This is a genomic window from Paraburkholderia fungorum, assembly GCF_046026025.1.
In the GTDB taxonomy this organism is placed as follows: domain Bacteria; phylum Pseudomonadota; class Gammaproteobacteria; order Burkholderiales; family Burkholderiaceae; genus Paraburkholderia; species Paraburkholderia fungorum_E.
Genome location: NZ_JAQQFL010000012.1, coordinates 59854 through 79913 on the forward strand (window position 1 = coordinate 59854; position 20060 = coordinate 79913).

At 61.3% G+C, this 20060-nt stretch carries 16 protein-coding genes and 1 pseudogene; 10 read left to right on the top strand and 7 right to left on the bottom strand.

The annotated features are described in order from the left end of the window. Nucleotides 1-225 precede the first annotated feature (225 nt). Nucleotides 226-1230, bottom strand: coding sequence for a LysR family transcriptional regulator (locus PQR67_RS15275; RefSeq protein ID WP_408460467.1), 1005 nt, complete (start codon nucleotides 1228-1230; stop codon nucleotides 226-228). 174 nt (nucleotides 1231-1404) lie between these two features. Between PQR67_RS15275 and PQR67_RS15280 the strand changes: the two genes are divergently transcribed. The 4 genes from PQR67_RS15280 (at nucleotide 1405) to PQR67_RS15295 (ending at nucleotide 8435) form a co-directional block, all read left to right on the top strand. Next, nucleotides 1405-2259: an alpha/beta hydrolase gene (locus tag PQR67_RS15280; RefSeq protein ID WP_408460470.1), complete on the top strand. Its 855-nt coding sequence runs from the start codon at nucleotides 1405-1407 to the stop codon at nucleotides 2257-2259. A 45-nt stretch (nucleotides 2260-2304) separates the two neighbouring features. Continuing rightward, on the top strand, nucleotides 2305-3516 hold the full coding sequence (locus tag PQR67_RS15285; protein ID WP_408460473.1) for an efflux RND transporter periplasmic adaptor subunit: 1212 nt from the start codon (nucleotides 2305-2307) through the stop codon (nucleotides 3514-3516). An 82-nt stretch (nucleotides 3517-3598) separates the two neighbouring features. Next, nucleotides 3599-6784, top strand: a complete 3186-nt coding sequence (locus PQR67_RS15290; protein WP_408460476.1) for an efflux RND transporter permease subunit — start codon at nucleotides 3599-3601, stop codon at nucleotides 6782-6784. Between the two features lie 13 nt (nucleotides 6785-6797). Then, the gene (locus PQR67_RS15295; protein WP_408460479.1) at nucleotides 6798-8435 is read left to right on the top strand and encodes an efflux transporter outer membrane subunit; all 1638 of its coding nucleotides are present in this window, start codon (nucleotides 6798-6800) and stop codon (nucleotides 8433-8435) included. A gap of 103 nt (nucleotides 8436-8538) precedes the next feature. Here the strand turns inward: PQR67_RS15295 and PQR67_RS15300 are convergent, their stop codons facing one another. Both PQR67_RS15300 and PQR67_RS15305 read right to left on the bottom strand, forming a co-directional pair. Continuing rightward, nucleotides 8539-9840, bottom strand: a complete 1302-nt coding sequence (locus PQR67_RS15300; protein WP_408460482.1) for a type II toxin-antitoxin system HipA family toxin — start codon at nucleotides 9838-9840, stop codon at nucleotides 8539-8541. Further along, nucleotides 9833-10156 carry a helix-turn-helix domain-containing protein gene (locus PQR67_RS15305; protein WP_408460485.1) on the bottom strand — a complete coding sequence of 108 codons (324 nt, stop codon included), beginning with the start codon at nucleotides 10154-10156 and terminating at the stop codon, nucleotides 9833-9835. The genes PQR67_RS15300 and PQR67_RS15305 overlap by 8 nt, the downstream gene beginning before the upstream one ends. Before the next feature lie 364 nt (nucleotides 10157-10520). Between PQR67_RS15305 and PQR67_RS15310 the strand changes: the two genes are divergently transcribed. The 6 genes from PQR67_RS15310 (at nucleotide 10521) to PQR67_RS15335 (ending at nucleotide 17470) form a co-directional block, all read left to right on the top strand. After that, entirely contained in the window at nucleotides 10521-11360 is an 840-nt protein-coding gene (locus tag PQR67_RS15310; RefSeq protein ID WP_408460488.1) for a MetQ/NlpA family ABC transporter substrate-binding protein, read from the top strand. A gap of 91 nt (nucleotides 11361-11451) precedes the next feature. Further along, on the top strand, nucleotides 11452-12867 hold the full coding sequence (locus tag PQR67_RS15315) for an LLM class flavin-dependent oxidoreductase (RefSeq protein ID WP_408460491.1): 1416 nt from the start codon (nucleotides 11452-11454) through the stop codon (nucleotides 12865-12867). 13 nt (nucleotides 12868-12880) lie between these two features. Next, nucleotides 12881-14038 carry a methionine ABC transporter ATP-binding protein gene (locus tag PQR67_RS15320; protein ID WP_408460494.1) on the top strand — a complete coding sequence of 386 codons (1158 nt, stop codon included), beginning with the start codon at nucleotides 12881-12883 and terminating at the stop codon, nucleotides 14036-14038. After that, complete coding sequence (locus tag PQR67_RS15325) at nucleotides 14031-14687, top strand: methionine ABC transporter permease (RefSeq protein ID WP_120344862.1); 657 nt, start codon at nucleotides 14031-14033, stop codon at nucleotides 14685-14687. The genes PQR67_RS15320 and PQR67_RS15325 overlap by 8 nt, the downstream gene beginning before the upstream one ends. Before the next feature lie 191 nt (nucleotides 14688-14878). Beyond that, entirely contained in the window at nucleotides 14879-16081 is a 1203-nt protein-coding gene (locus PQR67_RS15330) for an acyl-CoA dehydrogenase family protein (RefSeq protein ID WP_408460497.1), read from the top strand. A gap of 60 nt (nucleotides 16082-16141) precedes the next feature. Further along, nucleotides 16142-17470, top strand: a complete 1329-nt coding sequence (locus PQR67_RS15335; RefSeq protein ID WP_408460500.1) for an Nramp family divalent metal transporter — start codon at nucleotides 16142-16144, stop codon at nucleotides 17468-17470. Between the two features lie 154 nt (nucleotides 17471-17624). Here the strand turns inward: PQR67_RS15335 and flhC are convergent, their stop codons facing one another. From flhC to PQR67_RS15355, 4 genes and pseudogenes are all read right to left on the bottom strand, one after another. After that, a complete protein-coding gene (gene flhC / locus PQR67_RS15340; protein WP_105505973.1) occupies nucleotides 17625-18194 on the bottom strand; it encodes a flagellar transcriptional regulator FlhC in 570 nt (189 codons plus the stop codon). Nucleotides 18195-18208: 14 nt separating this feature from the next. Then, a complete protein-coding gene (gene flhD / locus PQR67_RS15345) occupies nucleotides 18209-18529 on the bottom strand; it encodes a flagellar transcriptional regulator FlhD (protein ID WP_028194930.1) in 321 nt (106 codons plus the stop codon). A gap of 521 nt (nucleotides 18530-19050) precedes the next feature. After that, nucleotides 19051-19314: pseudogene (locus PQR67_RS15350) on the bottom strand (YeeE/YedE thiosulfate transporter family protein); the annotation flags it as partial. A 129-nt stretch (nucleotides 19315-19443) separates the two neighbouring features. Further along, nucleotides 19444-19989 (bottom strand): GNAT family N-acetyltransferase, encoded by a 546-nt coding sequence (locus PQR67_RS15355; protein WP_408460504.1) that lies wholly within the window; start codon nucleotides 19987-19989, stop codon nucleotides 19444-19446. Nucleotides 19990-20060 lie beyond the last annotated feature (71 nt).

Consider the following 20060-nt stretch of genomic DNA (forward strand, 5'->3'; position numbering starts at 1 on the left):
TGTCGATTTGTTTGCAGCACGAGCAGCGCTGCGACAGGGTGAAATGTAGACGTCGACACAGTGCGGATAAATCGCACTTTCGCGAAATGAATTGTCGCGATTCCAGAACAATCGCGGTGACATGCATGTCACCCGGTACTGCGGGGCAATCGCGGCATTAGAGCCGCGATTGGAATTCACTGTTTCAGATTCTGTACCTCGATTCTGTACCTCGGCTCGCGCGAATCAGGCAACCCACTCCGTTATCACCGGTGTATCGAGCGTCGGAGCAGATTCACGTTCTTCGAAAGTACGCTTCGTGCACATCGCGTCGAGACTGCCGCGTCCGCTCAGCAACGGGCAGCGATCGAACAGCTCGGCAATCCAGTCTACGAAAACACGGACTTTAGGCGACAGATGCCGACTGTGCGGATAGACTGCGGAAATCGGCATCGGTAAAGGCTTCAGCTCCGGCAACACTTCAACCAGCTGGCCCGAACGCAGATGCGGCAGCACCATGAAGAGCGCCGGCTGAATCAGGCCGAACCCTTCCAGCCCGCAAGTTACGTAGGCATCGGCGTCATTCACCGACACAATGCCCTTCATTTTTACTTCGATTTCTTTGCCATCAACCATGAAGGCCCAATCGATCGTGCGCCCCGTGCGGCTCGAAAAATAATTGACTGCTTTGTGATTATCGAGGTCCTCGAGCGACGCCGGCATGCCCGCGCGTTCGATGTAGTCGGGGGCCGCGCATGTCACGCCCTCGAACAAACCGATACGCCGCGCCACCAGCGACGAATCCTGTAGCGCACCCACACGTACCACGCAATCCACGCCTTCCTGCAACAGATCGACGGGCCGGTCCGTCAATCCGAGCTGCAGGTCGATGTCGGGATAGCGCGTGTGGAATTCACAGAGCGAAGGGATCACCAGCAAACGCCCGATCGATCCCGGCATGTCGATGCGCAACTTGCCGTGCGGCTTCTTGTTGCCGCTCTGGAAGCTGGCCTCGGTCTCTTCGACGTCCGCAAGAATGCGCACGCAGCGTTCGTAGTACGCAGCGCCGTCCGGCGTCAGCGACAAACGCCGCGTGGTCCGGTGCATCAGACGCGTACCGAGGAACGCTTCGAGATTCTGAATGATGGTGGTAACCGATGCGCGCGGCAGGTCGAGCGTTTCCGCCGCACGGGTAAAGCTGTTGGTGTCGACGACGCGCGTGAACACTTGCATGGCCTGAAGCCGGTCCATTGCAAACCTCCAGAAAGGGGCGGGCGCACCGAGCAGGAATCGAATCCGCAGAGCATTCGCATTCGATTGTTCAGGGACGCCGAATTGTGTTGCCGGATTATAGGCATTTATTTACGAGTCTGCCGAACCCACAATTCGCACCATTGAAGTTCTATGCGCATTGCGCGGCTCGACATGGATGCATTTAAACCGCCGTACTCTTTCGTGCCCGCCGGCAGCGGCCCGGCACAGGCAGACAGTTCGGCACTTGAGATCACTGACGTGCAGATCGAAGGGCACGCCCAGGACATTACGTTGCGTTTGTACCGGCAGACACAGAAAACCGCACTGCCAGTGCTGCTTTATTTTCACGGCGGCGGTTTTACCAAGGGCTCGATCGATCAGGCCGACTACGCCGCGCGTTATTTCGCAGAACACTTACCGGCCCTGGTCGTCTCGGTCGGTTACTCGCTGGCGCCCCAGTTTCCGTTTCCGGCGGCGCCTGAAGACGCCCATCGCGCGGCGCTGTGGGTGCAGACACGAGCGCGCGCGTTTGGTGGCAACAGCAAGAAGGTCGGCGTGGCGGGCCACGATGCCGGCGGGCAGTTGGCCAACTGCCTTGCTTTCATCGCACGCGATCGCGGTGATGTGCGCATCGTCGCGCAGGCGCTGTTCGGACCGATGCTGGATCCGAGCCTCACGCGCCTCGGCGACGAGAAGCGGCTCGGCTCGGACATCACCGCGAAGGAATGCGCGGCGTGTTATCGCGCGTATCTGCCGCAAGCGTCGCAACGCATGCATCCGTATGCCGCGCCGCTCGAGTCGTCGCGTCTCGCGGGCCTGCCGGCCACGCTGATCGCGACGGCGCAAAACGATGTGCTGCATGTGGAGGCGGAGAAATACGCGAGCAGTCTGATCGACGCCGGTGTGCTGACCCAGGTGGTCCGCTATCCCAGCATCTCGCACGCCGCGTTGGCCGACCATCCGCCCGCATTGCAGGAGGCGGTGAGATTTTTTCAGTGGCGCTTCGATGCGCGCGCCCATCGCTGAAACAGAAATAAGTAGAACTTTAATCAACGATACCGGGAGCTTCTCATGACTATCCTTCCTCTTTCCCGTCGCCGTGTGGCGATTGCCGCGCTAGCCGTCGTCGTGGTGGCCGGGCTGGGCACGTTCGGCGCGATTCGCGTCGACGCGAGCTCGCCCGCCGCGCCGACCATCGTGCCGGAGGTTGACGTTGCCACCGTGGTGCAAAAGACCATCACCGACTGGCAAAGCTATTCGGGCCGCCTCGAAGCGGTCGAAAAAGTGGATGTCCGTTCGCAAGTGCCGGGCACGATCGTGTCTGTCAACTTCAAGGACGGTGCGCTGGTGAAGAAGGGCGATACGCTGTTCGTGATCGATCCGCGTCCGTACGCCGCTGAAGTGGATCGCGCCGAAGCCCAGCTCGCGGCGGCGCAAGCGCGCACGGGCTACACGCAAAGCGATTGGGAACGCGCGCAACGCCTGATTGCCGACAACGCGATCGCCAAGCGTGATTACGACGAGAAGCAGAACGCCGCGCGCGAAGCGAGCGCCAACCTGAAGGCCGCGCAGGCCGCGGTCGAAACCGCGCGTATCAATTTCGGCTACACGAAGATCGTTGCGCCTGTGGCAGGCCGTGTGTCGCGCGCGGAAATCACGGTGGGCAATGTGGTGGCGGCGGGCGCAAGCTCGGCGCCGCTCACCACGCTGGTGTCGGTTTCGCCGATCTACGCATCGTTCGATGTCGACGAACAAACCTACCTGCAATACCTGAGCCGCGCGAAAGACGGCCGCAAGGTGCCGGTGGACCTGGGTCTGGCGGATGAAAGCGGCTACTCGCGCAGCGGCACGATCGAATCCGTCGACAACCGGCTGGACACGTCGTCCGGCACGATCCGCGTGCGCGCGCGTTTCGATAACCAGGATGGCGCATTGATCCCGGGCCTGTATGCGCGCGTGAAGGTCGGCGGCAGCGAGCCGCACCCGGCCCTGCTGATCGACGACGCCGCAGTGGGCACCGATCAGGACAAGAAGTTCGTGCTGGTGGTCGATCAGGGCAATCACGTGGTGTATCGCGAGATCTCGGTGGGCAGCATGCAAGGCAACCTGCGCGTGGTCAAGGGTGGCTTGCAGCCGACCGACCGGATCGTCGTGAATGGTATCCAGCGTGTGCGTCCGGGCGATGCGGTGCGCGCTCATATGGTGCCGATGACCGCCGATCAGGATCCGAACAGCGTACCGCTTGCGCAGACGAAAGCGAAAACCGCGGACAAGAATTCGTGAGCCTCGTGCGCCGCGCCTGGCCAGTTGTATCTACCCATTGTCTGGTCATAGCGGGCGCATGCTCCAACGTTAAGAGCTTCCCATGAACATATCCAAATTCTTCATCGATCGACCGATCTTTGCCGGCGTGCTATCGGTATTGATCCTGCTGGGGGGCATTATTTCGCTCTTCAAGCTGCCGATTTCGGAGTACCCGGAAGTCGTGCCGCCTTCAGTGGTGGTGCACGCGCAGTATCCTGGCGCGAACCCGAAGGTGATCGCCGAGGCGGTCGCCGCGCCGCTCGAAGAGCAGATCAACGGCGTCGAGAACATGCTGTACATGCAGTCGCAAGCCAATAGCGACGGCAATCTCACGCTGACGGTGACCTTCAAGCTCGGCACCAATCCGGACCTTGCGACGCAACTGGTGCAGAACCGCGTCAATCAGGCGCTGCCGCGCCTGCCGGAAGATGTGCAGCGCCTGGGCATCACGACCATCAAGAGTTCGCCCACGCTGACGATGGTGGTCCACCTGATCTCGCCGAACAATCGCTACGACATGACGTATCTGCGCAACTACGCGCTGCTCAACGTCAAGGACCGGTTGGCGCGGATTCAGGGCGTCGGCGAAGTGCAGTTGTGGGGTTCGGGCGACTACGCGATGCGCGTCTGGCTCGATCCGCAGAAGGTCGCACAGCGCGGTTTGACGGCGACCGAAGTGGTCAACGCGATCCGTGAGCAGAACATTCAGGTGGCAGCCGGTGTGATCGGCGCATCGCCTTCGGTGCCGGGCACGCAATTACAGTTGTCGGTGAACGCGCGTGGCCGTTTGAGGACTGAGGGCGAATTCGGCGACATCATCGTCAAAACCGCGCCGGATGGCGGCGTGACGTATCTGCGCGATATCGCACGTGTCGAACTGGCGGCATCGGAGTACGGCCTGCGTTCGCTGCTGGATAACAAGCCGGCGGTTGCGCTCGCGATCAATCAGGCACCGGGTGCGAACTCGCTGGCGATTTCCGATCAGGTTCGCTCGGCGATGAAAGAGCTGGCGGAAGACATGCCGGCGGGCGTCGAATACAAGATCGTCTATGACCCGACGCAGTTCGTGCGCTCGAGTATCGAGGCCGTGATCCACACGCTGCTCGAAGCGATCGCGCTGGTGGTGATCGTGGTGATCGTGTTCCTGCAAACGTGGCGTGCGTCGATCATTCCGCTGATTGCGGTGCCGGTGTCGATTGTCGGTACGTTCTCGCTGCTGCTTGCATTCGGCTTCTCGATCAATGCGTTGTCATTGTTCGGGATGGTGCTGGCCATCGGGATCGTGGTGGACGATGCGATCGTGGTGGTGGAGAACGTCGAGCGGAACATCGAAAGCGGGCTCAGTGCGCGCGATGCCACGTATAAGGCGATGCAGGAAGTGAGCGGGCCGATTATCGCTATCGCGCTGACGCTGGTTGCCGTGTTCGTGCCGCTCGCTTTCATGACCGGCCTGACGGGTCAGTTCTACAAGCAGTTCGCGATGACCATCGCGATCTCGACGGTGATCTCGGCATTCAACTCGCTGACCTTGTCGCCGGCGTTGTCCGCGATGCTGTTGCGCGGCCATGGCGCCAAGGAAGACATCCTGACACGGGTGATGAATCGCGTGCTGGGCCGCTTCTTCAAGGGCTTTAACAAGGTGTTCCATCGCGGCTCGACGGAGTATGGCCGTGGCGTGAAGGGCGTGTTGCGCCGTAAGGGCGCGATGCTCGCGGTCTACGCGATCCTGCTGGGCGCAACGGTGCTGATCTCGCGCGTCGTGCCGGGCGGTTTCGTGCCCGCGCAGGACAAGGAATACCTGATTGCCTTCGCGCAATTGCCGAACGGTGCATCGCTGGATCGCACGGAAAAGGTGATTCGCGATATGAGTGCGATCGCGCTGAAACAGCCGGGCGTGGAAAGCGCAGTGGCTTTCCCCGGTTTGTCGGTGAACGGCTTCACCAATAGTTCGAGCGCGGGCATCGTGTTCGTCACGCTGAAGCCTTTCAAGGAGCGTGGCAGCAAGAAGCTCTCGGCCGGTGCGATTGCCGGCGCGTTGAATCAGCAGTACGGCGCGATCAAGGATTCGTTCGTGGCGGTGTTCCCGCCGCCTCCGGTGCTGGGTCTCGGCACGCTCGGCGGCTTCAAGATGCAGTTGGAGGACCATGGCGCGGTGGGCTACGCGGAGCTGAACAAGGCAGCGGAAGCATTCGTGAAGCGGGCGGCGCAAACGCCTGAACTCGGACCGACCTTCTCCAGCTATCAGATCAACGTGCCGCAGTTGAACGTCGACCTGGATCGTGTGAAGGCCAAGCAGCTCGGTGTGCCGGTCACGGACGTGTTCAACACGATGCAGATCTATCTGGGTTCGCTGTATGTGAACGACTTCAACCGTTTCGGCCGCGTGTATCAGGTGCGGGTGCAGGCCGATGCGCCGTTCCGTCAACGTGCCGACGACATCCTGCAACTGAAGACGCGCAATGCTGCCGGTGACATGGTGCCGCTGTCGTCACTGGTGACGGTGACGCCGACGTATGGTCCGGAAATGGTGGTGCGTTACAACGGCTATACGGCTGCCGACATCAACGGTGGTCCGGCGCCGGGCTTCTCGTCAGGCCAGGCGCAAGCCGCGGCCGAACGCGTGGCGGCTGAAACCTTGCCGCACGGTGTGAAGCTGGAATGGACCGACCTGACGTATCAGCAGATCATCGCCGGCAATGCGGGTCTGTGGGTGTTCCCGATCAGCGTGCTGCTCGTGTTCCTCGTGCTGGCCGCCTTGTATGAAAGCCTGACGCTGCCGCTCGCGGTGATCCTGATCGTGCCGATGAGCGTGCTGTCCGCGCTGACCGGTGTGTGGCTCACGGGTGGCGACAACAACATCTTCACGCAGATTGGCTTGATGGTGCTGGTGGGGCTGTCGGCGAAGAACGCGATCCTGATCGTCGAGTTCGCCCGGGAGCTGGAGCATGACGGGCGTACGCCGCTGGCGGCGGCGATCGAGGCGAGCCGCATGCGTCTTCGTCCGATTCTGATGACGTCGATCGCTTTCATCATGGGTGTGGTGCCGCTGGTGCTTTCGAGCGGAGCGGGTTCGGAGATGCGTCACGCGATGGGTATCGCGGTGTTCTTCGGCATGCTCGGCGTGACGCTGTTCGGCCTGATGCTGACCCCTGTGTTCTATGTGGTGCTGCGTACGTTGGCGGGCGGGACGATTCACGTCGCGCAGAAAGACGCACCGCATCTTGGGGCGCCGGCGACGGAAGCCTGAGGAGAAAACAAAAATGAATCGTTTTGAATCTTTGAGCGGGTGGGGCCGGGCGGCGACTAGCGGTTTGCTGGTGGCGTTGCTCGCAGCCTGCTCCGTGGAGCCCACGTATAAGCGGCCGCAGGTGGATACGCCGGTTGCCTTCAAGGAAGCGCCTGCTGCGGCTTCGGGTGCGTCCGCTGCATCGGCTACGTCCGCCGCATCGCCGCAGGAGGCGGGTACCTGGAAACAGGCCCAGCCCGCCGACGATGCGCATCGCGGCGAATGGTGGACGATTTTCGGCGACCCGCAACTCAACGCGCTGGAAGAGCAGGCGGCTGCCGCGAATCAGGACCTGAAGGCGGCTGCGGCACGCGTGCAGCAGGCGCGTGCAGTGACCCGGGCGGCCAAGTCGGACTGGTTCCCGAAGCTGGACGCGGGTTTTGGCCCGACGCGTGAACGGGCATCGGCCGCCTCGCAATTCCAGCCGGATAGCGCCGGTGGTACGAACGGCACGATCTGGCGCGCCCAGGTGGGGGCGTCGTATGAGACCGATCTGTTCGGGCGGGTCGGTTCGAACGTGAATGCGTCGCGGGCGGACGAGCAGCAAAGTGAAGCGCTGTTCCGCTCGGTCCAGTTGTCATTGCAAGCGGACGTGGCGCAGAACTACTTCCAGTTGCGTGAGCTCGACACGGATCAGGATCTGTACCGCCGCACCGTGGCGTTGCGCGAGGACACGCTGAAGCTGGTCGAGCGCCGCTTCAAGGAAGGCGATATCGGCGAGCTGGATGTTTCGCGCTCCCGTAACGAGCTGGCGAGTGCGCGTGCCGACGCGGTGGGTGTGGCGCGTCAGCGCGCGGCCTCGGAGCACAGTCTGGCGATTCTGCTCGGCAAGCCGCCGGCGGATTTCTCGTTCGCGGAAGCGCCGCTCGCGCCGGTGACGGTGCGCGTGCCGCCAGGTTTGCCGTCGGCGCTGCTTGAACGTCGGCCGGACATTTCGGCGGCGGAGCGGGCGATGATGGCGGCGAATGCGCGGGTCGGTCTGGCGAAGTCGGCGTTTTTCCCGAAGCTCGATATCACGGGCGGGGCTGGTTTTGAATCGGCGACGCTGGGCGATCTGTTCATGTGGTCGAGCCGCGCGTTTATTCTCGGGCCGTTCGCCGGTACCGCGCTGACGCTGCCGCTGTTCGACGGCGGCCGCCGTAAGGCAAACCTCGCGCAGGCGCGCTCAAAGTACGACGAGGATGTGGCGCAGTATCGTCAACAGGTGCTGGTGGCGTTCCGTGAGGTCGAGGACAATCTGGCCGATCTGCGTTTGCTGGACGATCAGATGCGCGAGCAGAACGATGCGGTCGTGGCTTCGCAGCGTGCGGCGCATCTGTCGCGCACGCAGTACACGGAAGGCGCGGTCAGCTATCTGGATGTGATCGACGGCGAGCGGCAAGTGCTGCTTTCGCAGTTGCAGGCGAGCCATCTGTCGGGCACGCAGGCGGTGTCGACCGTGAATCTGATTCGCGCGCTCGGCGGCGGCTGGGGCGATGTGAAGCCGGCGGGCCCGGCAGGCGATACGGCGGTTGGGGCGATTGCGCCGGCGTCGGGCGCGATTGCTGCCTCGGCCTCTGCCTCTACCTCGGCCTCTGCTTCTGTAGCGGTGGATCAGGTGGCGAAGCGCTAGGATCTGCTTGCAGTTTGTTGGCCGATGAAGAACGCCGGGTTGCGCGAGCTAAAGCGCGGCCCGGCGTTTTTTGTCGCCGGTTGCCGGCATCGGAGAAGAACCTTTATCGACGGCGTCGGCCCAACCGCACCAGATCGAGCGTCTGTTGTCCGGTCGAGATGTCTTCAGCAAGTTTAAAAGCAGGGCGCTGAATCTCGATCTCCGGTTCGGTGAGACCGCATGACATCGCAAACAATGCGCGCCACGACGTATGCACAACATCGGCCATTGCGCGCAAGGTGTTCCACGCTTCCTCCATCTCGTACGAAAATGCTGGCGCGTCGACGATCAGGCTCTCAGGCGTTGCAATGCGATCTCCCTGGCGGTTCAATGCCATGGCCTGATCTTCTCGCCGGCGTGGTATCGCCACGATGTCATAGGCGGGCGACAATGCCCAGGAGCCTGAGCGGTAAAGCAGCCCATGATTGCGTGGATGATCGTCATAGTTGCCGACCAGCGCATTGAACACCATACGCCGCCACAGTTCACGTTGCTGGTCGACGTAGCTTTGATTCCGATCTGCGCACCAACGCCGCAACTCATGCGAGAACTTCACGTACGAACGATCTGGGTCTTCCCGCGTCGAATCGCTACGCAGTCGCAGCACCGTTGCGGCGCTCGCGAACAACGAGCGTTGCACGCCTTCTGCTACCACGTCGCGGTCGAATCGTTTGACCAGTACGACCTCGTGCTGGCCCATCCTGCTGTAGTGCACCTGGGCCGCGTCAATGTCACACTGCGCGGCCAGCGTCATTGCTACGAATTCACGGGCTGGGAGAAATGGCGCGGCCCCGCGTTCCTGCAGCTTGGCAATCCACCATTGTGTAGCGCTGCCGCTTTGCCGCGTGATGGTCAGTTTGGGTTTTTCGCCGCCGAGACTGGTACCGTCGTCTATTCCCGATAGTTGCTCAACAACGCGACGTACCGAGAATCCCGGTTCGACATCGGCGAGTTGCAGTTTCAGTTCGTTTTCGGATGGCGGCCGATACGCGATCTTTCGATCGATCATGTCGGGCGAACAGACTTCGATTGCCCCGACACCATCTCCGACCGCCAGATCCATTCGGTCGATTTCGTCGAGATCCTGCCGGGCGTGTTTCGCAAGGAGCAAATCCAGGCCAAATCCCTCGGGCGCCGCATCGCGCAGTACGCCGAAAAGACCGTTCATTAGTGTGGTCGTTGCAGGTTTCGTCGACCGCGAGAATGGCAGGTTGCTGGGATCGATAGGCAGGGCGCCGGCGCGCGCCCTATATTCCGGGAGATAGGCGAATTGACCGATCCCCGGCGACCATTCGAAGGTGCCGCAGACGATTGGGTCGACTTCGCCGGGCGGCCATATCCACACCGGTCGCGTTTTTTCAGCCATTAGATCCCCGCACGCGTTTTGGCAAGCGCTTGAGCGCTTCTCTCTGGATCACGGGATCGTCTTCGGGGCGTGTGGCCTGGCGCAGCACGTCCAGAGAATCCAGCAACCACAGTGCCATGACGACCTGCCCGAATGCAACGGACGGCCGGCCCTTCTCGAGATTGACTACGGTGTTCACGCTGACGCCCATCTTCGCGGCGAGGTCCGCCTGAGTCCACGATCGGGCTCGGCGCGCGAGCGCGATCTTGTATCCCAAGGCGGTGATGACTTCCTCGGCTTCGAACGGCAGCATGTCGAGTAGCTGGATTTTTTTCACAATTAAATCAAATTTAAACGCCTAAATTTTGATTTTATACATATTTTTGTGGTTTTCAAGTGCAGATGGCGATCGTGTCGTCCCCAAATCATTTTTCCCGCTTTCCTTCCCAACATCCGTTCGTAGACCGCCGGTTTCCCGCCGTCTATCATGATTCGCACCTCATCTGGAGAGAGGCGATGACCTGTCCGACCTGCTGTCCGCGCTGATCCGCTCGCGCGTTCTTTTGCTGCCGCGCGCCGGTTAAACCGCGCGTTGCAGATTTCCGTTTTCCGTCGTTCGACCGACTCCGGCGCGTCTACCAGCATGCCGTGGGATCGGCTCGCCTCGAAACATGCCGCGCCCCAATTCTAAAGAGCTCACCATGCGCATTTCTCTCTCTGCAGTGCAGCGTTTTTTTCATGCTCCGGCGCTGACGCTGATCGGCGCATTCGGCGTCGCGCTGGCTTTGTCGGCCGCACCGGCAGCCGCGGCCGACACGCCTACCTTGAAAATCGGCACCGCCACCAGCCCGCAGATCGAAGCGCTCAAAGTGGCCGCGCGCGAAGCGAAGGAACAAGGGCTCGATGTGAAGATCATCGAGTTTACCGACTGGAATACCCCGAACGCGGCACTCGCCAACAAGGATATCGACGTCAACTATTTCCAGCACATCCCGTTTCTCGAGAACGCAAAGAAGCAGGGCGGTTATAACTTCGTCGCGATCGCGCCGGGCACGATCATGAAGATCGGTCTCTACTCGAAGAAGATCAAACGCTTCGATCAACTGAAGGACGGCGCCACCGTCGCCATTGCGAACGATCCGGTCAACGGCGGCCGTGGTCTGTTGTTGCTGCAACGCGCCGGTCTGATCAAACTGACGCCGGGCATCGACTATCGCGCCACGACGCTCGACATCGTCGACAACCCGAAGCATCTGAAAATCGTCCAGCTCGAAGCATCGCAGTTGGCCCGCTCGCTCGACGACGTCGATCTCGCCCAAGGCTACCCGAGCTTCATCAAGCTCGCAGGCACCACCGATCCGAACAGCGCATTGCTGTTCGATGGCCTCGAAAACAAGAACTACGCGATTCAGTGGGTCGTGCGTCCGGAAAGCGTAAACGATCCGCGTATCCGCAAGTTCATCGCGATCTATCAGCATTCGCCCGCCGTGCGCGCCGCGCTCGATAAAGCCTTCGGCAATCTGTACGCGGTCGCCTGGTAAGTTACATAACCAAGTTACATAACCTGGTTACGCAACTCGGTGACGCACCTCAGCCACGCGGCTAGCGTTGTATAGAGCAAGGAGCCACACGATGGCGAAAAAAAAGATCCTGCTGAACGCGTTCAATATGAACGCGGTCGGCCATATCAATCATGGTTTGTGGACGCATCCGCGTGACCGTTCCGCCCATTACACCGACCTCGATTACTGGACGAGTCTTGCGCAAACGCTCGAACGCGGCAAGTTCGACGGGATCTTTCTCGCGGATATCGTCGGCGTATACGACGTTTATCAAGGTGGTCCGGACACCCCGCTGCGCGAATCGGTGCAGATTCCGATCAACGATCCCTCGCTGATCGTGCCGGCCATGGCGCATGTGACGAAGCATATCGGCTTCGGCGTCACGTCGAATCTGACGTATGAGCCACCGTATCTGTTCGCGCGACGCATGTCGACGCTGGATCATCTGACCAAAGGCCGGGTGGGCTGGAACATCGTCACTGGCTATCTGGACAGTGCGGCGCGCGGCATGGGTCTCGCGCAACAGATCAGTCACGATGACCGCTACGATCGCGCGGACGATTACATGGACGTGGTCTACAAGCTATGGGAGCAAAGCTGGGAAGACGACGCGGTGGTGCGCGATCGCGCGGCGCGCATCTTCTCGCATCCCGGCAAGGTGCATCGTGTGAAACACGACGGTCCGTACTATTCGATCGACGCCATTCATCTGAGCGAGCCGTCGCCGCAACGCACGCCGGTTCTGTATCAGGCGGGTTCGTCGAGCCGGGGCGTCGATTTCGCGGCGCGTCACGCGGAATGCGTGTTTGTCGGTGGGCAGAACAAGCAGCTTACGCGCTCCATTGTCGACGACATCCGCGCCCGCGCGGTGAGCTTCGGCCGCGCGCCTGACGATATCAAGATCTTTGCCGGCATTACCGTTGTAGTCGGTGAAACAGAACGCGCCGCGCAGGAGAAATTCGAAGAGTACCGGCGCTACGCGAGCGCCGAGGGCGGCATCGCGCATTTCTCCAGTTCGACCGGCATCGACTTCTCGCAATACGCGCTGGATGACCCGATTTCGTATGTGAAGACCGAGTCGATGCAATCGGCCGTCGAGGCGATTTCGAAGAAGAGCGTGAACGGCGTGTGGACCAAACGCAAGGTGCTCGAACAGATGACGCTCGGCGGCCGCGCGAAACCCGTGGTCGGTTCGCCGCAACAGATCGCGGACGAGTTGATCTCGTGGATAGAAGAGGCCGGCGTGGACGGATTCAATCTGACACGTACGGTCATGCCCGAATCGTTTGAAGACTTCGTCGATCTGGTGGTGCCGGAATTGCAGAATCGCGGCGTCTATAAGGAAGACTACGACCCGGCGCCGACGCTGCGTGAAAAGCTATTCGGTGGCGGCCGCGCGCGACTGCCTGAGGTCCACGCTGGCGCGCAGCATCGGCTCAATGCGCAGATTGCGCAAGCCGGCGCGCGATCCACCGTGGAAGCATGAGAGGAACGAAGCCATGGCTAATCTATTCGACGTGCCGCAGTTTATTGAAGACGCGCCGTCCCTCGGCTTGAATCGTGCTGCGCCCGATATCGCCCAGGAAGCTGTCGTTTTCGACGACGTGGGCAAGGTCTTCGCCAACACGCGCGGTGTGTCGACCGCGGCGCTTGCGAATGTCACGCTGAAGGTGGCGCGAGGCGAGGTGTTCGGCATCATCGGTCGCAGCGGCGCAGGAAAATCAACGCTGCTGCGGCTCGTCAACGGTCTGGAAAAACCGACTTCCGGCGCTGTTCGCGTGAGTGGCGTGAGCGTCGGCGAACTCGACGAACGCGGACTGGTCACATTGCGTCGCCGGATCGGCATGGTGTTCCAGCATTTCAATCTGCTCTCCGCGAAAACGGTGCGCGAGAACATTGCGTTGCCGCTCAAAATCGCCGGCACGCCGAAAGCGGCAATCGACAAAAAGGTCGATGCCTTGCTCGAACTAGTGGGCCTGTCGACCAAACGCGATGCTTACCCGGCGAGTTTGTCCGGCGGGCAGAAGCAGCGCGTCGGAATTGCGCGCGCACTTGTGACCGACCCGGATATTTTGCTTTGCGATGAAGCAACGTCGGCACTCGATCCTGAAACGACGCAAGCCATTCTCGCGTTGCTGCGCGATATCAATCAACGGCTCAACCTGACCATTGTGCTGATCACCCACGAAATGCAGGTGATTCGTGAGGTCTGCGATACGGTGGCGGTGATCGAGCGCGGCGAAGTGGTGGAGACCGGTCCGGTGTGGCGCGTGTTCGGCGAGCCACGGCATGACGCCACGCGTGCGTTGCTGCGTACCCTGGTGCACGATCTGCCAGCGGATCTGGCCACACGGGTCAAACCGGTGCATGAGATCGCGCAGGCGGATGCGCGGATTCTGCTCGACGTGCGCTTCACCGGCAGCGATGCGAACGAGCCCGATCTGGGCGGGTTGACGTCGGCCTTGAGCGTGGAAGGCGGGCGCGTGAGTTTCGTGCATGGCGGCATTGACCGGATTCAGGGGCATGCGCAAGGACGTCTGGTGGTGTCGGCGGAAGTGCGCGCGAATGCCGGCGACACGGTGCAAAAGCAGATCGCGACCTTGCTCGAACGTGCACGCCGCTATGCCAATCATGTCGAGGTGCTCGGCTATGTCTGATCTCTGGCTCTCGGAACTTGCCGATGCCATTCGCGACACCATTGTCATGGTCGGCGTGTCGGCCTTCGTCGCGGCGTTGATCGGCATTCCGCTCGCGCTGGTGCTGGTCACCACCACACGAGGCGGCATCTTCGAAAAGCGTGTGGTGAACAGCACGCTCGGCGCGCTCGTCAATGCGTTTCGCTCCACGCCGTTTATCATTCTGCTGGTTGCGCTGCTGCCGCTCACGCGTTTGCTGATCGGCACGACGATCGGCGTATGGGCCGCGATTGTGCCGCTCAGTATCGCAGCGATTCCTTTTTTTGCACGCGTGGCCGAAGTGAGCTTGCGCGAAGTGGACCGCGGGTTGATCGAAGCCGCGCAGGCAATGGGTGCGCAGCGCCGGCATATCATCTGGCATGTGCTGCTGCCGGAAGCGCTGCCGGGCATACTCGGCGGTTTTACGATCACGGTGGTCGCCATGATCGGTTCGTCGGCGATGGCGGGCGCGGTGGGCGCCGGCGGCCTGGGCGATCTGGCGATTCGCTACGGCTATCAGCGTTTCGATACGACCGTGATGGTGACGGTGATCGTCTTGCTGATCGTGATTGTGACGGCGGTGCAGTTTGTCGGCGACCGCTTTGTGCGACGGCTCGCGCAGCGCGCATGATGGCCGCCTTTCGAGCGCTATTTACGTGACGAATAGGCGTATACGTCCCGCGTTTTCAGCGCTGACGTCGCTGTTTGTCATGTTATGTGCCATGCTGGGTGCAGCGAGACTGCCGCTCACCTGGTCGAATGCAGACCGGCCGCGCTGATAAGCCGCGTGCCGCTCGCCCAACCTTTTCACGTGGACATTGCATGAACGAACCTCGTCATCCCGAGGCGCTGCACACGCTGCCAACCGACGCAGCGCCCGTGGTGCGCGATCTCGCCGGTTTGCTCGACGCGTTGCGTGCCAGCGCGGCTCAGCGCGATCGCGACGGTGGCCACGCCGCGCGGGAAAAACAATGGATCGCCGACGCGGGTCTGCTCACGCTCGCCGTGCCGCGTGAGTTTGGCGGTCCCGGCGCGCGTTGGCCTGAGATCTACGAGACGATCCGTCAGATCGCGCGAGTCGACAGTGCGCTCGCGCATCTGCTGGGCTTCACGTGCCTGCAGGTGGTCAGCGTCAATGTCTGGGGCAACGCGCAACAGCGGGCCCGCTATCTGGGCGGCACGGTGGAAGGGCGCTGGTGGTGGGGCAATGCCGTCAATCCGCTCGACACGCGACTCGTTGCGCGTGCAACCCGTGGCGGCGGCTATCGTCTCGATGGGCAGAAAGGATTTTGCTCGGGCACGCGCGGCTCGCACATGATGACGGTTTCCGCGCTCGAACCGGCCACCGGCAAAGCGGTGTTCGCCGTGGTCCCGACCACGCGCGAAGGCATTACCGTTCACGAAGACTGGAACCCGATCGGCCAGCGGCAAACCGATAGCGGCAGCGTCTCCTTTGCGCAGGTTCTGGTCGAGCCGCATGAGGTGCTGGAGCGGGCCGACACGCCCTATGCGAGTCTGCGTACGTTGATCTCGCAACAGGTGCTGACCAATCTGTTCGTCGGCATCGCGCAGGGTGCGCTCGAAGAGGCGCGCGCGTATGTCACGCAATACGGCAAGCCGTGGATCTCTTCCGGCGTCGAGAAAGCCACTGACGATCCCTACCTGATCCAGCGTTTCGGTGAGATGCGTCTGCAGGCGGTGAGCGCGGAGGCGCTGGCAACACGTGCCGCCTATGCGCTCGAAGACGCATGGCAACGGGGTGCGGCTTTGGACGCCGAAACGCGCGCACACGTGGCGCTTGCCACCTCGGAGGCGAAAATCGTCGCCCACCGTTCCGCGCTCGACGTCAGCGAGAAACTGTTCGACGCCTGTGGCGCGCGTGCCACGCATGCACCGCTCGCACTCGACCGGTTCTGGCGCAATGCTCGCGTGCATACGCTGCATGACCCGCTCGACTATCGTCTGCGCGACGTCGGCCGCTATGCACTCAGCGGGACACTGCCGGAGGTTTCTTTGTACACTTGAGGCGGCTCGCGGCGGCTTCTATGAGGCGCCGCGCTTTATCCCCTTCAAGAGAGCAGCGGATTGCAGTTCAAATTACCGACCACCGCAACGGCGCCGTTTTGTCCATCCGAGGTGCAAGGCACCGTCGCCGTCTCGCAAGGCGCGCCGTTCTGGAAAAAAATCCTGCAGTTCGCCGGGCCTGGTCTGCTGATTTCGATCGGCTACATGGACCCCGGCAATTGGGCCACCGATATCGAAGCGGGTTCGCGCTACGGCTACAGCCTGCTGTTCGTCGTCCTGCTGTCGAGTCTCGCGGCGATGGCGCTGCAATGCCTGAGCATGCGTCTGGGCATCGCCACCGGGCGGGACCTCGCGGAATTGTCGAGACTGCGATATTCGCCGGGTGCCGCGCGCTTTCAGTGGCTGCTCGCCGAACTCTCGATCGTGGCCTGCGATCTGGCCGAAGTGCTCGGCGGCGCGCTGGCCTTCCATCTGCTCTTCAAATGCTCGCTGACCACGGGCGTGTTACTGACTGCGTTCGACACGCTGATCGTGCTTGGCCTGAAGGGCAAGAATTTCCGCGATCTCGAAGCGATCATGCTCGGCTTGATCGCGACAATTGGGGTTGGCTACATCATCGAACTGGCGCTGGTGAAGCCGCATTGGCCGTCGGTCACGCAAGGACTGATTCCTTCATGGCAGGCGCTCAGCAGCCGTGAGCCGATGTATCTGGCGATCGGCATTCTCGGGGCGACCGTGATGCCGCACAACCTCTACCTGCATTCGTCGATCGTGCAGACGCGCGCCGTCAAGCGTGATCCGGCCAGTATCCGGTCGGCGATCGGCATGTCACGCATCGATACGATCGTCTCGCTGGTGATCGCGTTGCTGATCAATATGGCGATCCTGATCCTCGCGGCCGCCGCGTTCCATGCCACTGGCCACAATCAGGTCACCGAAATCGAAGATGCGTACAAGCTGCTGACGCCGATCGTCGGCACCGGTTTCGCAGCGGTGCTGTTCGCGATCACGTTGCTGGCGTCGGGGCAAAGTTCGACTTTCACGGGCACGGTGGCAGGGCAGGTCATCATGGAAGGTTTCCTGAAGCTGAAAATTCCGTGCTGGCAACGGCGCTTCATCACGCGGGCACTCGCCCTGATTCCGGCGCTGATCGGCGTGCAGATGATGGGCAACGGCGCCGTCGGCAAACTGCTGGTCGCAAGCCAGGTTGTGTTGAGCCTGCAATTGCCGTTCGCGCTTTATCCGCTCATCCGCATGACCAACGATCGTTCGCTGATGGGCGAATTCGCCAACACACTGCCGACGCGGCTGCTCGCCTGGTCGCTGTTCCTGGTGATCAGTGCGGCGAACCTGTGGCTGGTGGTGCAGACGGTGGGGCTGGTGAATTGATGCGATAACCCGGGCGGTGGCAGAGTCGCGCCGGGTCGCGAGCGTTCGGTGCCGGGCGGCCGCCCGATAAAAAAAGTCCGCGCGATGGCGGACCTTTTTCCTGGGTGCTTCGGCTCGAATCAGGCTGGACCGGCCCTCTTCGAATCAACCCGATTCAGGCGGCTTGCGCAATCTGCGCTGCTTCGAGCGCTTCCTGGCGAGCGGCGGCGGCCTTCTTGGTCTTGCCGGCGCGCGACGGTGGCTGGCAGGCGCCACACACCACGTTGTGTTGCAGATCGTGCTTGTGGGCGACGAACTTGCCGGTGCAACGGCAGCATTTGGTCAACTGCAGGATGTCGGCGTCGAAGAAACGCACCAGCGTCCACGCACGCGTCAGATCCAGCACCGGCTCGCTTTCGCTGTGCTGACAATGTTCCAGATACAGTCGATATCCTTTGGTCAGCGCATCCAGATGCGAGCAACGCGCTTCGTTCTTCAGGAACAGGTACGTGTTGTAGAACAGCGACGCGTGGATGTTCGCCAGCCACGTCATGTACCAGTCCGCCGAAAACGGCAGCATGCCCTTGGGCGGCGATACGCCTTTGACCTCGCGGTACAGGCGGATCATGCGGTCGCGCGAAAGCGTCAACTCGCTTTCGAGCACCTGCATGCGCGCGCCGAGTTCGATCAGCGCGATGGCGCGGAATACTTCTTGCGCGTCTTCCGTCAGGCTACGCTTGAGCATCGCGGTCACCTCGATTAAGCAAACTGCTCAGCAGGCTGGCCTGCAAGCAGGATCGCCGCGTGAGTCGGTGCAACTGCTGCATGCTTCGTCGTTTGCGTCAACGCCGACAACATCGAGTGGTCGTTGAAGCGGAAGAAGCATAAAAGCTGATCGGAAGCGGCCAGCTTGACGATCTGCGCGAGCGACAGCCCGGCAAGCAAATCAGCCAGTTCCGACGACAGTCCCAGCCGGAACATGCCGACCGGTTTGTCCTCACGCAACATACGTTGCGCGAGCATGATGTAAGACAAGTTGATCTCGCGGATTGAATCCAGCGTCTCGCTGCTACGGTCCATTTTCTGTGTTTCCGAAGCCCCGAATTACTATGTCGGCATTTTCTGCCGTTATGTCTTTTGTGCCTCACCGGAAACGTTGTCCTCCGGCTACATGTCACCACCTGATACAGACAGCGACCATTTGATACATCACGTTACATTTCGTAACAGCTTGGGACGAATTGTATGAAGGGCAAAACAAGAAATCAATCCCCTGTCGGAAAAATATCTCAAAAAAATGCATCAAATTTCGGTAACTCTTTCACGGCGCTGTAATAGAGGATGCTTAACAGATTTTTTGCCGTCTGTGAATTTTGTCTGATCCATGGAAACCCTTGTGTGGTGGGCACCAGGCTTATTAGTCTGAGCAATGGTGCACATCCGGTCGGGAACCGGAAAATCAGGACTGAATCAGAAAGGAAGTAGAAAGCGAGATCAATTAAAAGTAATAAATACCGCTCATTGACGTCGCAGTGGGGACAAATCAGAGGTGTAACAGGTTGGTGCGGCCCCAGTTACAAACGAGGCCGCATTTGTAACTTCTAGCAACCGTTTGCGCGAATCCGCTCGACCCCGAGGCCGAACGCCGGGCGCAGACGGGTGCCGGGTACGTTGCCGGCGAAGGCGGCGACCCGCCACAGCCAGCCATGCAAGCTGCCAGACACGATGCCGCTGAAGTAGGCGCCAATGTTACAACCGTAGGCCAGACGGGCTCCGTAGCCGAGCATCAGGCCGCCCACCACCGCCGCGATCAACGAGCGGGCCGGCACTTTCCAGACGGGTGCGTAACGGCCGGCGAGCGCTGCGCCTGGCGGTTTCGGATTGATGTCGAAGCGGCGGGGCACGCGCGGAAGCGAAGTGGAGAGATCGGACATGATGTTGGGTTGACGAGCGGCAGATGATTGCTGCTTGAAGCGTGGCCGCATGAAGCCTGGTTACATGCAGCGCGCCATCAGATCGGCATCGTGAAACACGCCGTTGACGCTCAGCGCGTCTATCTCGCAGCCATATTTGCGAAAGCCCAGCGACTCATAGAGTTTGCGTGCCGCCTCATTCCGGCTGTTCACCAGCAACTGTATTTGCCTTAGGCCTTCTACTTGCGCCGCTCGCGCCAGCAACTCATTGAGCAACGCGCGCCCGACGCCGCGGCCCGCGGCTTCCGGCGCGACATACATGCCGATGACAGAGGCCTTGTGCCGCTCCTTGTCGCGCTGGCTGCGCAGCAATCCGACCACGCCGATCAACGGTGTGTTGGTAGATGTCGCGTTGGCCGATGCATAAGCACCCAGCAAAAAATCACCTTCGGTCGCGCGCGCGCCTTGCAGCATCGCGTCATGTTGCGGGGCGCCCTTGGCCAACGCTTCTTCATAGCTCTGGCCGAACGACTCTGGATGGGCCTTCAGGCCGCGCAGGCGAAGCTGGAAATAGGCGTCGCGGTCGGACGGCCCGAGTTGGCGGATCAGCAGGGCGTTGTTGATCAAATGCGTCTCTCCACGTGATTTGAATGGCCTTGTAAGCAACAACACAGCGTTCGAAGATGCGCAGGCGTTCG

Bases quoted from the DNA above. Each gene is read 5' to 3' on its own strand.
- PQR67_RS15275 (WP_408460467.1), bottom strand. From the start codon at position 1,230: ATGGACCGGCTTCAGGCCATGCAAGTGTTCACGCGCGTCGTCGACACC.
- PQR67_RS15280 (WP_408460470.1), top strand. From the start codon at position 1,405: ATGGATGCATTTAAACCGCCGTACTCTTTCGTGCCCGCCGGCAGCGGC.
- PQR67_RS15285 (WP_408460473.1), top strand. From the start codon at position 2,305: ATGACTATCCTTCCTCTTTCCCGTCGCCGTGTGGCGATTGCCGCGCTA.
- PQR67_RS15290 (WP_408460476.1), top strand. From the start codon at position 3,599: ATGAACATATCCAAATTCTTCATCGATCGACCGATCTTTGCCGGCGTG.
- PQR67_RS15295 (WP_408460479.1), top strand. From the start codon at position 6,798: ATGAATCGTTTTGAATCTTTGAGCGGGTGGGGCCGGGCGGCGACTAGC.
- PQR67_RS15300 (WP_408460482.1), bottom strand. From the start codon at position 9,840: ATGGCTGAAAAAACGCGACCGGTGTGGATATGGCCGCCCGGCGAAGTC.
- PQR67_RS15310 (WP_408460488.1), top strand. From the start codon at position 10,521: ATGCGCATTTCTCTCTCTGCAGTGCAGCGTTTTTTTCATGCTCCGGCG.
- PQR67_RS15315 (WP_408460491.1), top strand. From the start codon at position 11,452: ATGGCGAAAAAAAAGATCCTGCTGAACGCGTTCAATATGAACGCGGTC.
- PQR67_RS15320 (WP_408460494.1), top strand. From the start codon at position 12,881: ATGGCTAATCTATTCGACGTGCCGCAGTTTATTGAAGACGCGCCGTCC.
- PQR67_RS15325 (WP_120344862.1), top strand. From the start codon at position 14,031: ATGTCTGATCTCTGGCTCTCGGAACTTGCCGATGCCATTCGCGACACC.
- PQR67_RS15330 (WP_408460497.1), top strand. From the start codon at position 14,879: ATGAACGAACCTCGTCATCCCGAGGCGCTGCACACGCTGCCAACCGAC.
- flhC (WP_105505973.1), bottom strand. From the start codon at position 18,194: ATGCTCAAGCGTAGCCTGACGGAAGACGCGCAAGAAGTATTCCGCGCC.
- flhD (WP_028194930.1), bottom strand. From the start codon at position 18,529: ATGGACCGTAGCAGCGAGACGCTGGATTCAATCCGCGAGATCAACTTG.